Source organism: Microcoleus sp. AR_TQ3_B6 (genome assembly GCF_036702785.1).
Taxonomy (GTDB): Bacteria; Cyanobacteriota; Cyanobacteriia; order Cyanobacteriales; family Microcoleaceae; genus Microcoleus.
The window spans coordinates 26,312-38,348 of the sequence record NZ_JAUBVJ010000053.1; the positions used below are offsets into that span (position 1 = coordinate 26,312).

20 protein-coding genes are annotated in these 12,037 nt (G+C 47.5%); 5 read left to right on the forward strand and 15 right to left on the reverse strand.

The features are described from left to right. Positions 1-20: 20 nt before the first annotated feature. From rplE to rplC, 13 genes are all read right to left on the reverse strand, one after another. Entirely contained in the window at positions 21-566 is a 546-nt protein-coding gene (rplE, locus tag QUB56_RS22955; RefSeq protein ID WP_332958385.1) for a 50S ribosomal protein L5, read from the reverse strand. A gap of 146 nt (positions 567-712) precedes the next feature. Further along, positions 713-1,072 (reverse strand): 50S ribosomal protein L24, encoded by a 360-nt coding sequence (gene rplX, locus QUB56_RS22960; protein ID WP_332958386.1) that lies wholly within the window; start codon positions 1,070-1,072, stop codon positions 713-715. Position 1,073: 1 nt separating this feature from the next. Then, on the reverse strand, positions 1,074-1,442 hold the full coding sequence (gene rplN / locus QUB56_RS22965; protein ID WP_006634991.1) for a 50S ribosomal protein L14: 369 nt from the start codon (positions 1,440-1,442) through the stop codon (positions 1,074-1,076). A 108-nt stretch (positions 1,443-1,550) separates the two neighbouring features. Beyond that, positions 1,551-1,799 (reverse strand): 30S ribosomal protein S17, encoded by a 249-nt coding sequence (gene rpsQ / locus QUB56_RS22970; protein WP_006634992.1) that lies wholly within the window; start codon positions 1,797-1,799, stop codon positions 1,551-1,553. Positions 1,800-1,836: 37 nt separating this feature from the next. Next, positions 1,837-2,148, reverse strand: a complete 312-nt coding sequence (gene rpmC, locus QUB56_RS22975; protein ID WP_332958389.1) for a 50S ribosomal protein L29 — start codon at positions 2,146-2,148, stop codon at positions 1,837-1,839. A 158-nt stretch (positions 2,149-2,306) separates the two neighbouring features. Continuing rightward, positions 2,307-2,726 carry a 50S ribosomal protein L16 gene (rplP, locus tag QUB56_RS22980; protein ID WP_332958390.1) on the reverse strand — a complete coding sequence of 140 codons (420 nt, stop codon included), beginning with the start codon at positions 2,724-2,726 and terminating at the stop codon, positions 2,307-2,309. A gap of 115 nt (positions 2,727-2,841) precedes the next feature. Next, positions 2,842-3,573 carry a 30S ribosomal protein S3 gene (rpsC, locus tag QUB56_RS22985; RefSeq protein WP_332958391.1) on the reverse strand — a complete coding sequence of 244 codons (732 nt, stop codon included), beginning with the start codon at positions 3,571-3,573 and terminating at the stop codon, positions 2,842-2,844. A gap of 112 nt (positions 3,574-3,685) precedes the next feature. After that, the gene (gene rplV, locus QUB56_RS22990) at positions 3,686-4,045 is read right to left on the reverse strand and encodes a 50S ribosomal protein L22 (protein ID WP_332958392.1); all 360 of its coding nucleotides are present in this window, start codon (positions 4,043-4,045) and stop codon (positions 3,686-3,688) included. Between the two features lie 98 nt (positions 4,046-4,143). Continuing rightward, positions 4,144-4,425, reverse strand: a complete 282-nt coding sequence (gene rpsS / locus QUB56_RS22995) for a 30S ribosomal protein S19 (protein ID WP_242719699.1) — start codon at positions 4,423-4,425, stop codon at positions 4,144-4,146. A 131-nt stretch (positions 4,426-4,556) separates the two neighbouring features. Continuing rightward, positions 4,557-5,420 (reverse strand): 50S ribosomal protein L2, encoded by an 864-nt coding sequence (gene rplB, locus QUB56_RS23000; protein ID WP_332958393.1) that lies wholly within the window; start codon positions 5,418-5,420, stop codon positions 4,557-4,559. Positions 5,421-5,595: 175 nt separating this feature from the next. Beyond that, entirely contained in the window at positions 5,596-5,904 is a 309-nt protein-coding gene (locus QUB56_RS23005) for a 50S ribosomal protein L23 (RefSeq protein ID WP_332958394.1), read from the reverse strand. Beyond that, positions 5,897-6,529 (reverse strand): 50S ribosomal protein L4, encoded by a 633-nt coding sequence (gene rplD, locus QUB56_RS23010; RefSeq protein WP_332958396.1) that lies wholly within the window; start codon positions 6,527-6,529, stop codon positions 5,897-5,899. Before rplD ends, QUB56_RS23005 begins: the two co-directional genes overlap by 8 nt. Positions 6,530-6,698: 169 nt before the next feature. Then, entirely contained in the window at positions 6,699-7,334 is a 636-nt protein-coding gene (gene rplC / locus QUB56_RS23015; RefSeq protein WP_332958397.1) for a 50S ribosomal protein L3, read from the reverse strand. Positions 7,335-7,502: 168 nt separating this feature from the next. Between rplC and QUB56_RS23020 the strand changes: the two genes are divergently transcribed. From QUB56_RS23020 to QUB56_RS23035, 4 genes are all read left to right on the forward strand, one after another. After that, positions 7,503-7,745, forward strand: coding sequence for a hypothetical protein (locus tag QUB56_RS23020; protein WP_332958399.1), 243 nt, complete (start codon positions 7,503-7,505; stop codon positions 7,743-7,745). A gap of 21 nt (positions 7,746-7,766) precedes the next feature. Then, on the forward strand, positions 7,767-8,243 hold the full coding sequence (locus QUB56_RS23025) for an NAD(P)H-quinone oxidoreductase subunit N (protein WP_332958400.1): 477 nt from the start codon (positions 7,767-7,769) through the stop codon (positions 8,241-8,243). A 118-nt stretch (positions 8,244-8,361) separates the two neighbouring features. After that, on the forward strand, positions 8,362-8,967 hold the full coding sequence (locus tag QUB56_RS23030) for a VWA domain-containing protein (RefSeq protein ID WP_332958402.1): 606 nt from the start codon (positions 8,362-8,364) through the stop codon (positions 8,965-8,967). A gap of 72 nt (positions 8,968-9,039) precedes the next feature. Further along, on the forward strand, positions 9,040-9,609 hold the full coding sequence (locus QUB56_RS23035) for a salt stress protein, Slr1339 family (protein ID WP_332958403.1): 570 nt from the start codon (positions 9,040-9,042) through the stop codon (positions 9,607-9,609). Between the two features lie 74 nt (positions 9,610-9,683). Here the strand turns inward: QUB56_RS23035 and QUB56_RS23040 are convergent, their stop codons facing one another. Beyond that, a complete protein-coding gene (locus tag QUB56_RS23040; RefSeq protein ID WP_332958405.1) occupies positions 9,684-10,718 on the reverse strand; it encodes a pentapeptide repeat-containing protein in 1,035 nt (344 codons plus the stop codon). Further along, positions 10,702-11,133, reverse strand: a complete 432-nt coding sequence (locus tag QUB56_RS23045; protein WP_332958406.1) for a hypothetical protein — start codon at positions 11,131-11,133, stop codon at positions 10,702-10,704. Before QUB56_RS23045 ends, QUB56_RS23040 begins: the two co-directional genes overlap by 17 nt. A gap of 130 nt (positions 11,134-11,263) precedes the next feature. Between QUB56_RS23045 and QUB56_RS23050 the strand changes: the two genes are divergently transcribed. Beyond that, on the forward strand, positions 11,264-11,980 hold the full coding sequence (locus QUB56_RS23050) for a hypothetical protein (protein ID WP_332958408.1): 717 nt from the start codon (positions 11,264-11,266) through the stop codon (positions 11,978-11,980). Positions 11,981-12,037 lie beyond the last annotated feature (57 nt).

Genomic DNA, 12,037 nt, shown 5'->3' on the forward strand with positions numbered 1-12,037 from the left:
TTTGCTTCTTACTCTAGTGCTTAGTTGTCCCGGAACGGCATTCCCATTTCTTTAAGCAAGGCGCGTCCTTCTTCGTCGGTGTTTGCTGTGGTGATAATTGAAATGTCCATGCCTCGAATTTGATCGATGCGGTCATATTCTATTTCTGGAAAAATTAGCTGTTCTCTCAGACCCAAGCTGTAGTTGCCGCGCCCGTCAAAGCTTTTGGGGCTGATGCCGCGGAAGTCGCGGATTCGGGGGAGTGCGAGGTTGATCAGCCGATCGAGAAAATCGTACATCCGATCGGCGCGCAGCGTCACCATAACGCCGACGGGTACTCCTTTGCGGATTTTGAAGCCGGCGATCGCTTTTTTCGCCCGCGTCACTACTGGTTTTTGCCCGGTGATGATGGCAATTTCGTTGATCGACGAATCCAGTGCCTTAGCGTTTTGAGATGCTTCTCCCAAACCGCGGTTCACTGTGACTTTGACGAGTTTGGGAACCTGATGGATATTAGTATATTTAAACTGATCCATCAGTGTCGGAACGATTTTTTCTTGATAAACAACCTTGAGTTTGTCCGGCATAGTTTTTGTCTTTCGTTAACTGTCCCTGGGCTTGGTCAGGGAATTTGTCGATTGTGTGTTCCACCGATGTTAGCTGTTAGTTATGAGTTGAGAAATCAATTGTCAGAAGGCGGACTAATGACGCTATGACTGATAACCAATCACTATTAATCGATGATTTCTCCGGTTTTTTTGAGCTGTCGCAGTTTCCGACCATCTTCGCTAAATGTATAGCAAACGCGACTCGCTATTTTCTCTTTTTCGGAATAGTGCATGACATTTGAGCTGTGTATGGGAGCCTCAAACGTGACTATTTTGCCTGATTCTCCCTCTTGCTGGGGCTTGACGTGCTTGGTTCTGATATTTACACCTTTAACAACTACTTTGCTGACTTTAGGATATGTCTTTAAGATTTGTCCGACTTTTCCTTTCTCTTTGCCAGTAATTATTTGCACGGTGTCGCCTGCTTTGACGTGCATTCTGTAGCGCTGCAGTTCGCTAGTTGCTTTACCCTTTTTTCCGTACATTTTAAAGTACCTCCGGGGCTAAGGAAACGATTTTAGTAAAGTTTTTGTCGCGCAGTTCGCGGGCTACGGGACCGAACACGCGAGTACCTTTGGGGTTGCCGTCTACGTTGATAATAACGGCGGCGTTATCGTCAAAACGAATGCTCATGCCGCTGTCGCGGCGCAGGCCTTTGCGGGTTCTGACTATGACGGCCCGGACGACATCTGATTTTTTGACGGCCATATTGGGGATGGCGTCTTTGACGACGGCAATGATCACATCGCCGACTCCGCCGTAGCGGCGGTTGCCGCCTCCCAATACGCGGATGCACATCAGTTTGCGGGCTCCGCTATTGTCGGCGACATTGAGGTATGTCTGGGGTTGAATCATGGTGATTGTTGAGTGTTAACTGTTGAGTGTTAACTGTTGACTGTTGACTGTTGACTGCTAGTTGATTGTTAATTTTCGATCGGGCGATCGCAAGATCGCAATTAACTGTTAGCCGTTTTTTGTCCCAAAAATCTCAGCAACCGTCCAGCGTTTGGTTTTGCTCAGTGGGCGAGTTTCAGTGATGCGGACACGATCGCCCGATTTGCACTGATTTTCTTCGTCGTGAGCTTTGTAGCGCTTGGTGCGGACTACGATTTTGCCGTACTTGGTGTGAGAGGAGCGGTTTTCGATTGCTACCACGACGGTTTTATCCATCTTGTCGCTGACTACTACGCCCACTCGTTCTTTAATTGCCATAGCTACCTATTTTTATTGTTCAATTGAGTTTTTTTAGCTACTGTGCGATCGTCGGGGAGGCTGCTTCTGACTCTTGGGAGACTGCTGCGGTTGTAGCAGGCTGTGCTGCGTCTTTAGATGCGGCTAATTTTTCTGCCGCTTCTGCATCAGCAGCGATTTGGCGCTCGCGTTCAACTGTCATCAATTGAGCGACGCGGTGCTTGACGTGCTTGAACAGGTGAGGCTTTTCCATGCGGCCGGTAGCTTGCTGGAGCCGCAATTCCATTAATTGGCGCTTGGCGGCTAAAATTTGCTCTGCTAGTGCTGCATCGCTTAATTCTCTAGCTTCTTTAATCTTGGGCAAAGACATAATTGTGTGCTTTCTCGTTAGCGAGCGGTATGACAGAAGACAGAATTGTCTAAATGCTGAATGTCGAAGGAAAGAAAAGTTATGAATGGCAGATTTTAAATTACTGTAGCAGTTTAAAATTTTGACCAATGCCGACCTAGTTCTACCTTCGATTATCGCTATGACTGGTCTTCTTCGCGGGTGATGAACTTGGTTTTAATTGGTAATTTGAAAGATGCCAAACGCATTGCTTCGCGCGCAGTTTCTTCACTTACGCCACCAATTTCAAACATTACCCGACCGGGTTTGACTACGGCAACCCAAAACTCAGGTGCGCCTTTACCGGAACCCATCCGGGTTTCTGCTGCGCGCTGGGTGACTGGTTTGTCGGGAAAAATGCGAATCCAGATTTTGCCGCCCCGACGGATATAGCGGGTCATGGCGCGCCGTCCGGCTTCTATTTGGCGGGAAGTTATCCAGGCGGGTTCGACGGCTTGGAGCGCGAAGTCGCCAAAGCTAACTGTGTTGCCGCGGGTAGCAACACCGCTCATTCGCCCGCGCTGTTGTTTGCGGAATTTGGTTCTTTTAGGGCTTAACATGGCGAAAGGGAGTTGGGTAATTGGTAATTGGTAATTGGTAATTGGTGATTGTTAATTGCTAATTGGTTTGGAACCACTGACACTTAACAAGTGACAACTAACAGTTAACAATTAGCTAGCCTTCGTTCGATCGATCTTCAAAGTTCTGGCGGCGGCGCTTTTGTTTGGTGCGGGGTACTGCTGCATTTGGTGCAGCCTCCTGCTGTTCCTGTCCGGGAATAATTTCGCCTTTGAAAACCCAAACTTTAATGCCCAGAATACCGTAGATGGTTTGAGCGGTGCAGTAGGAGTAGTCGATGTCGGCCCGCAGCGTGTGCAAGGGGACTCTTCCTTCGCGCGTCCATTCGGTACGTGCGATTTCTGCGCCGTTGAGGCGTCCGCTGACTTGAATTTTGATGCCTTGGATGCCTACTTTTTGGGCGCGGGTGATTGCTTGGCGGACTACTCGGCGGAATGATACGCGCCGTTCTAGTTGCTGAGCGATGTATTCGGCGATCAGTGTGGCATCGGCATCTACTCGCTGGACTTCGACGACGTTGATGCGGATTTGGCGGTTGCTGCCGAGTTGCTGCTGCAAACCGACGCGCAATGTTTCGATGCCTGCTCCGCCGCGGCCGACGACAACGCCCGGTCTGGCGGTGAACACTTCTAGGTCGATTTGATCGGCTTTGCGCTCAATTTTGACTGAGGAAATGCCAGCATTGCTGAGGGTTTTGCGGACGTACTTGCGAATTTTATAGTCTTCTTGCAAGAGTTCTGGATAGTTTCTCGGGTCGGCAAACCAGCGAGAGCGGTGCTCTTGGGTAATGCCGAGGCGAAAACCAATTGGATGTATTTTTTGGCCCATAATAGTTGATGAGTTAATTGGTAATTGGTAATTGGTAATTGGTAATTGGTAATTGGTGATTACCTGTTTTTTTCAACTTTAAGCTGTTTATTACCTATTACGTTTTCCCTGGTTAGTTTTCTACGATCGGAGCCACTACTACGGTAATGTGACAAGTTGGCTTGCGGATTTGGTAGGCACGACCTTGAGCGCGAGGTCTGAATCGTTTGAGGACTGGGCCTTGGTCTGCGTAAGCTTGAGAAACTACCAGCTTGGCTTTATCTAATCCTGCGTTGTGTTCGGCGTTTGCTACTGCCGACCGCAAAACTTTGACGATTGGTTCGCAGGCGCGGTAGGGCATGAATTCTAGTAAAATCAGCGCTTCTTGGTAGCTTTTGCCGCGAATTTGGTCGAGGACGCGGCGCACTTTGAACGGGGATGTTCTGATGTAGCGGGCGATCGCCTTAATTTCGGATGTGGTATCTATAGCCATGAAGATTTTGGTAATTGGTAATTGGTAATTGGGTAATTGGTAATTGGTAAGTGGTAATTTTTTTTTTCCGACTACCTCTTACCTGTCACCTAATTAGGCTATCTTTTTGCCTTTTTATCACCACTTTTAGCGTGACCTCTAAAGGTACGAGTGGGGGAAAATTCTCCGAGTTTGTGGCCTACCATTTGGTCTGTGAGGTAGACTGGTACGTGCTGTCTGCCGTTGTGAACGGCGATCGTGTGGCCTACCATTTGGGGCAGGATTGTGGAAGAGCGCGACCAAGTTTTAATTACTTGTTTTTGGCCGGCGGCGTTGAGTTTTTCGATTTTTGTCATCAGATTATCTGCGACAAACGGACCTTTTTTTAGAGATCGAGACATGATTTTGGTAATTAGTAATTAGCAGTTGGAATTGAATTGGGAAGAAAGTCGGAGGAATAAAAGAGCGCGGAAAACTTTTTTGTTGTTCCTTCTTCCTTCTTCCTTCTTCCTTCTTCCTTCTTCCTTCTTCCTTAACTTTGTCTGCCGCCCTTGCCGCGCTTGGAAGCTTTGCGGCGGCGCCGGACGATTAAAGCGTCGCTGCGCTTGTTTTTGCGTCGAGTTTTTGCACCCAATGCTGGTTTACCCCAAGGAGTGACAGGCCCCGGACGTCCAATAGGAGCTCTGCCTTCGCCGCCGCCGTGCGGGTGGTCTACCGGGTTCATGACGCTACCGCGAACGGTGGGTCTGCGACCTTTCCATCGGGTGCGGCCTGCTTTACCGAGGCTGATGTTTCTGGCGTCTGTGTTGCCGACTTGACCGATGGTGGCGTAGCAGTCGGCGCGGACTTTGCGCTGTTCGCCGGAGGGCAGTTTGAGGGTGACGTAGCTACCTTCTTTTGCCATTAGCTGAGCGCTGGAACCTGCTGAACGAACGATTTGTCCGCCTTTACCTGGTACTAGCTCGACGTTGTGGATGCTGGTACCGAGGGGAATGTTCTTCAGGGGGAGGGCGTTGCCGATTTCGATCGGCGCGTCGGGGCCTGAGATAATTACTGTACCGACGTTTAAGTTGAGCGGGTGCAGGATGTACCGTTTTTCGCCGTCTTTGTAGAACAGCAGGGCGATGCGGGCGTTGCGATTGGGGTCGTATTCGATCGCCTTGACAGTAGCGGGAATGCTGTGTTTGTCGCGGCGGAAGTCGATGTCTCTATACAGCCGTTTGTGACCGCCTCCGCGGTGGCGACAGGTGATGACGCCTCGGTTGTTGCGGCCTTGTTTGGTGTGCTTGTTGCTGGTGAGAGACTTTTCTGGTTCTGATCTGGTAATTTCAGCGAAGTCCGAGACTGTCTGTTCCCGGGTGCTGGAGGTATAAGGTCGGTAAGAACGGATGCCCATAATCGATCTATTTTAGATTTTGGATTTTGGATTTTGGATTTGACGTTTATCGATTTTAGATTTTAGGTTGAAGATTGGCGATCTTTGGTTAACTTACGAGTTTTCTGGTTTGAGAATTTCCACCAGTTAACCGCAATTTAAAATCTAAAATCTAAAATCTAAAATCCAAAATCGTCTAGACTTCTGGGAATAGGAGTTTGCGGATCGAGTCTCCGTCGGTCAGAGTTACGGTTGCTCGCTTGTAAGAAGGTTTAAAGCCGACGAATTTGCCAACTCGACGCTTTTTGCGCGGCGGGTTTTGGGTGTTGACGCCGATGACTTTAACCTTAAATAGTTCTTCGATTGCAGCTTTGATTTGAGGCTTGGTCGCTTTGGGGGCTACGTCGAATGTGAATTGATTTAATTCCATCATTCGGGTAGCTTTCTCGGTGAGAATCGGACGCTGGATCAAATCTGCGTAGTCGCGGGGGTCGATTTTACTCACCGTAAATCTCCTGAATTTTAGCTAGGGCTGTAGATGTGACGATAATTTTGTCAGCCGCGAGAACGTCGTAAACATTCAGGGAACTTGCCAAGATGACGTTTACTAATTCGATGTTGCGTCCTGATAAGTAGACGTTTAGTTGCGGTTCTGGCAAGATTAACAGAACTTTTGTATCTGGTTCGATGCCCCAGCGGGCGATCGCACTCAGCAATTCTTTGCTTTTGGGTCTCGGAAATTGCTCTGCAAATTCTTCAACCACAATCATGTCTTCGGTGCGACTTTGGAATGCTGTCCGCAAAGCGAGACGGCGTTCCTTTTTGTTCATTTTGACTTCAAAGTCTCTCGGTTTTGGTCCGAAGATGACACCGCCGCCCCGCCACAGCGGAGAACGGATCGAACCTGCTCTGGCTCGGCCGGTGCCTTTTTGACGCCAAGGTTTGCGGCCACCGCCTCTGACTTCCGATCGAGTTTTGGTGGAAGCATTTCCTTGACGGGCGTTATTCATTTGCCGCGTCAATGCTCTGTGAACGATGTGAGACGCATTTTCTTCTTTGGCTACGCGCAGTTCTAAAGTTGTTTCCCCAACTTCTTCGCCTTGCCAATTTCGCACTACACAATTAACCATATCTTTTGTCCTTTGTCTGTTGTTAGTTGTCTGTTGTTAGTTGTCTGTTGTCTGTTGTCTGTTGTCTGTTGTCTGTTCTCAGGTCTTAGTTTTTGGCTCTTAGTTCTTGCTTGCTACTAACGGCCAACGACTATCTACTGACTGCTGACTACTGACTCATAACTACTGACTAACGTCCTACTTTTTTCTCAGGCACAACATTGACTAAGGCGCCAGCTTTGCCGGGAACTGCTCCCTTAATTAGCAGCAAATTCTGCTCTGTATCCACCCGGACAATTGTTAGTTTGCGGACGGTGACTTGAACGTTGCCCATGCGTCCCGCCATTCTTTTCCCGGGATAAACGCGACCCGGAGTAGTTCCAGGTCCGATCGAGCCTGGCTCGCGGTGGTTCTTGGAACCGTGAGACATGGGGCCTCGTTTAAAGTTGTGGCGCTTTTGGAAGCCTGCAAAACCTTTACCGATGCTCGTACCGATGACATCTACTATTTGTCCCGGTGTAAAGGTATCTGCTTTTAGTTGTTGGCCTAATTCAAAGGAACTGGTATCTTCCAATCGGTATTCCTGCAAGTGGCGCAATGGTGTCGCCCCCGACTTGCCCAGGTGTCCCAATTCTGGCTTGTTGAGAGCCTTCGGCTTAACATCGCCGTATCCAACTTGAACGGCACCGTAGCCGTCAGTTTGTTTTGTTTTGATTTGAGTTACTGTACAAGGCCCTGCTTGTATGACGGTGACGGGGATGGCTCTCCCTTCGGCGTCAAACACTTGAGTCATGCCTAGTTTGGTGCCAAGAATGCCTACAGACACGGATTTTTTTCCTTTTATTTACGCAAGAGGTTTCGGATTGCGAAATTTACGTCAATCCGCTTGCTCTTGTGCAGAAACATTTATTTCAGTGTTCCTGCAATTAACTGTTATCAACCAACAGCCTTCCTCGGTGTTTAAAATTTGAGTTTTAAATTTGGGAGCTAGCTTGTGGAAGTCTTGCAAGGGTTGAGATTCGTGGCTTTTTACCTGTTCGATCTCCGAGTTTTATCTCGGTCTTGCTTGTTTGTGCCAGGACTTGAGCAGCAAACCACTCAGTATCCTTTACGGCGACAATTCACTATGGTACATGAAGTGTTCTTTCTTTGTCAAGGCCGCGAAGATAACTTTATCGCCTCAGAAACGAGGATTTATAATATCTCAAGCTCGCAAGCAGCGATCGACCAAATTTAACATAGCAGGCAACACAAATTTATGGGACTGATTACGACGGGATCGGATGTGATTCGGGATTTGGAAAAGTCGGGGTCGCTGGCCCTGTACGTTCCTTTAGAGGGAGGATTTGAGGGGCGCTACCTGCGGCGGCTGAGGGCTGCCGGTTACGGTGCACACACGATTTCTGCCCGGGGTTTGGGTGATTTGGCGATGTATTTGACAGGGGTTCACGGGGTGCGGCCGCCGCATTTGGGCAAAAAAACTACTGGCAATGAATCGGCTGTGGGTTATACGTACTACGTGCCGCCGATTTTGCAAACTCAATTAGACAATTTGCCGCCGAAAGCAAAAGGACTGGTGCTGTGGATTATTGAAGGGCACATTTTGTCGAGTCAGGAGATTGAGTATTTGACTGTTTTGCCGACCTTAGAACCGCGAGTTAAAATAGCAGTGGAGATGGGGGGCGATCGAGCTTTTAGCTGGAAGCCACTTAAAGATGCTTTAGTTGCAGCTTAAATTCCGGTATTTGCGATCGCAAATCAACTAAAAAACGCAGCGAGCAACTAAAGCTCAACAGCTTCTGCTCGCTGGTTTTGCTCTTTTTGGGAAAAACTTAATTAACAGGAAAAATCATATGCTTCAGAACCGGGATTATACCATCATTATTGACAAAAGCGGCAGTATGTACACGAAAGACCATGTGGGCGGTAAAAGTCGGTGGGCGCTCATGCAAGAATCGACGATCGCATTGGCGAATAAATGCGAAGAACTCGATCCCGATGGCATAACAGTTTATTTGTTTTCCGGTCGCTTCAAGCGCTACGACAACGTAACATCCGCTAAAGTCGTGCAAATTTTCCAAGAAAACGAACCTTCTGGGACTACGAATTTAGCTGCTGTCCTGCAAGACGCTCTGAACAATTTTTTTCAGCGCAAAGCATCCGGTAAGACTAAGCAAAATGGGGAAACAATATTAGTGGTGACGGACGGGGAACCGGACGAGCGCAAAGAAGTGATGAAAACGATTATAGAAGCTTCGCGGAAGCTCGATCGAGATGAAGAGTTGGCGATTTCTTTCATTCAAGTAGGGAATGCGCCGGAAGCTACTAAGTTTCTCAAAATATTGGATGACGAACTGCAAAGCGCCGGGGCTAAATTCGATATCGTTGATACTGTCACGATGGATGATATGGAAGGAATGACCCTGACAGAGGTATTGGTGAATGCAATAACTGATTAAGGGGCGGGCGAAGTTCATGCGATTATATTTGTGCCAGTTGGCTGAGCAGCATTTTTTAGGGGGGTTTAAGTTATGGAGTCGATCGATCGCCTGTTAGCTGAACTTAAGGCAGAGTATCAAGCATCTCAAAAACAAGCTGATGATTTGAAAAGTCAGCCGCTGGTGCCAGCACACGCGCCTTTGAAACCAGCAGCAGTGCCGTCAAATCCCACATTTAAAACATTAGATATAGATTTGTATGCTGATGCTTTGGACAAGGATTTAGCTGAAATTAAGCAGGAGTTACGCACTCCGACCAAAGAAACCGGGTTGTTTTACGAAAATACTTCGCTCGCGCCCGCAGATTCGGCAAAAAACCCGGTTTCTGCACCCACCTGCGTAAATCCTATTAAGGCTGAGTACGAAGCACAAAGTAAAGTTCAGGAAGTGGCTTCACTGGAACCGCAGCCAGCAGAAAAAGTCGCGGCGCCGCAGTTGGACGTAGAAACGCACAGACAGAAAGTTAGGCAAGCTCAGGTTTGGCTGAAAAAGTTGGATAAAAATTCCGATGAGGGATATTGGTTCGATCAGTTTGCTTTTAAGTATTCTTCGAGGATAGATGCGGCGATCGACTATTTGCAAGCTGTGAATGAGTTTGATTAAATGTTGACGGTTGACGGTTAACTGTTGACTTTTAAACTATCGAGATGTTGTGAGCGAGGGCGGTGACGTTGGTGTTACGTTCTTACAGGGACGGAAACGTTTGAGTCAGGAGAGTTCCGAAAAATAGCTCCACGGGCACGTAAATCAGCTTTATCTTCTTCTGTTAAGCCACGGTTGTCCCCAAAGATAGTACTGTCTACAACAGTGCTCGTGAAGTCAGCCTCGCTAAGGTTAGCTCCGATAAGGTTAGCGTAGCTAAGGATGGTATTCAGAAGATTACTCCCACAAAGATCAGCCCTGTAAAGGTTGGCTCCACTAAGCTTAGCCTCATGGAGGTTAGCTCGGCTGAGGTCAGCCCCAAGAAAGTTGGCCCCACTGAGGTCAGCCCCGCTGAGGTCAGCCCCACTGAGGTCAGCCCCGATAAGATTCGACTCATTGAGATGGGCTCTGCTGAGGTTGACCTCGCTGAGATGGGCTCTGCTGAAGTTGACCTCGCTGAGATGGGCTTCGCTAAAATCAGCTCCGCCAAGATGCGCTCGGCTGAAGTTGGCTTCAGTAAGATTAGCTCCGCTAAAGTTGGCTTCGCTAAGATTAGCTCGGCTAAAGTTGGCACCAAAGAGGTTGGCAGCGTGAAAGTTAGCTCTGCTTAGGGGGGCATCTCGAAGATCGGCATCTTGGAGGTCAGCCCCAGAAAGGTTAGCCTCACGAAGGTTCGCTCTGCGAAAGTCAGCCCCAGAGAGGTCAGCCCCAGAAAGGTTAGCTTGACGAAGGTTCGCTCCGCTGAGATGGATCTCTATCGATGCTTCTTGTCTCCAGGCATTCCATTCACGGATGCTTCGCCGCAGTATTGCCAGTTGAAAATCTTTTTCAGTTAGCTCAACAAGTTTCTCAGTTGGTTCTGAATAGTGAAAATTTCGTCTGTACTCATCCCAGGCAACAAAAATAACTCCCATGACAATATACGTAGCCAACCAAGAGGATGGCAGATGACCTCCGGTTACTAGCAGCAAAACTACGAACCCCAAGAAAACTAACGACACCTGGTTGACTAATGATTTCAAGCTGGCTTTAAGCCCTGCAAGCATTGATGGATTAGGGATTGCCGGCACGTTTACCTCCCTTCTTTGCAAAAAGTTGGTTAATATCTTGCAGGAAGCGGCTAATGATCCGACCTGCTAGAACGATCCAAAGGCAAAAGTCGGACGCAACAATAATGAAACAGGCGAAACGATTGACCCCAAAAGGATTTTCCTGCATACAAGCATCAAACCCTGAAAACTCTTTACCCAAAATCCATGTTCCAATTAAGCCAGGAATCTGGAGTAACAGACTAAGTGCGATTGCATCCCGTACAGAGTCGTAAAAAGTCTTCCATAGGTCCCCCATGAAAGCCTTGCCGATGACATCTACCGGGTCAAAGACTGCTGCCAGGGCTTTCTCTGCCTTTTCGCGTGGTGTAAGTGGTATCTTGGATGGAGGATATCTAGGTGGAGTCGGTGGGGTAGACATGAAGATGGCGGCCAACTTTTTTTCAGTTTAACCTGCGTTCACTGCCTTTAAGCGTACAGCATAATCAGGTTATCTATCCCAAACTATAATAATACGTTTTCAGTGTTATCACGTTACCGTAATTGCTTTAATGAGAAAGTGAACTGTGACTAAAACAATCAAAGTATCTGATATTAAATGGGCTTACAGCAAAAAACTAGACTCTAATCCTAGGGCAGGATTCATTAATATCCTTGGCTTATTTGTTGGTGAAATACTCAGAAGTGACGAAATAGGGCTTATTGTTTGGCAACATCAGGGTATCATGATGGTGAAAATCCACAAAGTTGATTTCGAGACTGAGGTAACCTATGTTGAGATGATCGACTTTAAGGATTCAGGACTTACAGAAATGCTGAAAAATCTCGATCTTGATAATAAGGACCCTACCACAGTTTCCTCTGGATTTGAGGTATTTTGTTACCGACCGAAACGAGACAAGCCTTATCATCCCAAAATACACCACACATATACTCGGGCTAGAGAACGAGCATCAAGGATATGGGACGCAATATTCATGGTGAGTATAGATCCAAGTAAGGGAGCTTATTTTGCGTTTGCCCAAGTTGATAAGAAGATATCTAGAAAGTTTTTTAAGCAAACGAAAACGTCTAACAAAAATCAACTTATGGATGAGATGATAAACTTTGAGGCAGCCGTAGTTAATTGGATAGGGGAATTCTACACTGAGGAAATTGGGTCCAAACAGTACAAAACTAAAAACCGATATCCTCTTGCTCCTCAGCCCCTGCAAGGTTGTCAATTATATGTTATAACCTCAGATGATGACGGTAATCCCATAGCCTATAAAACAGAAGTTTAAGGAATGAGCACTTGGTATTTTCTAAATATAAATTTCGCTATTATTAATTAGCACAAT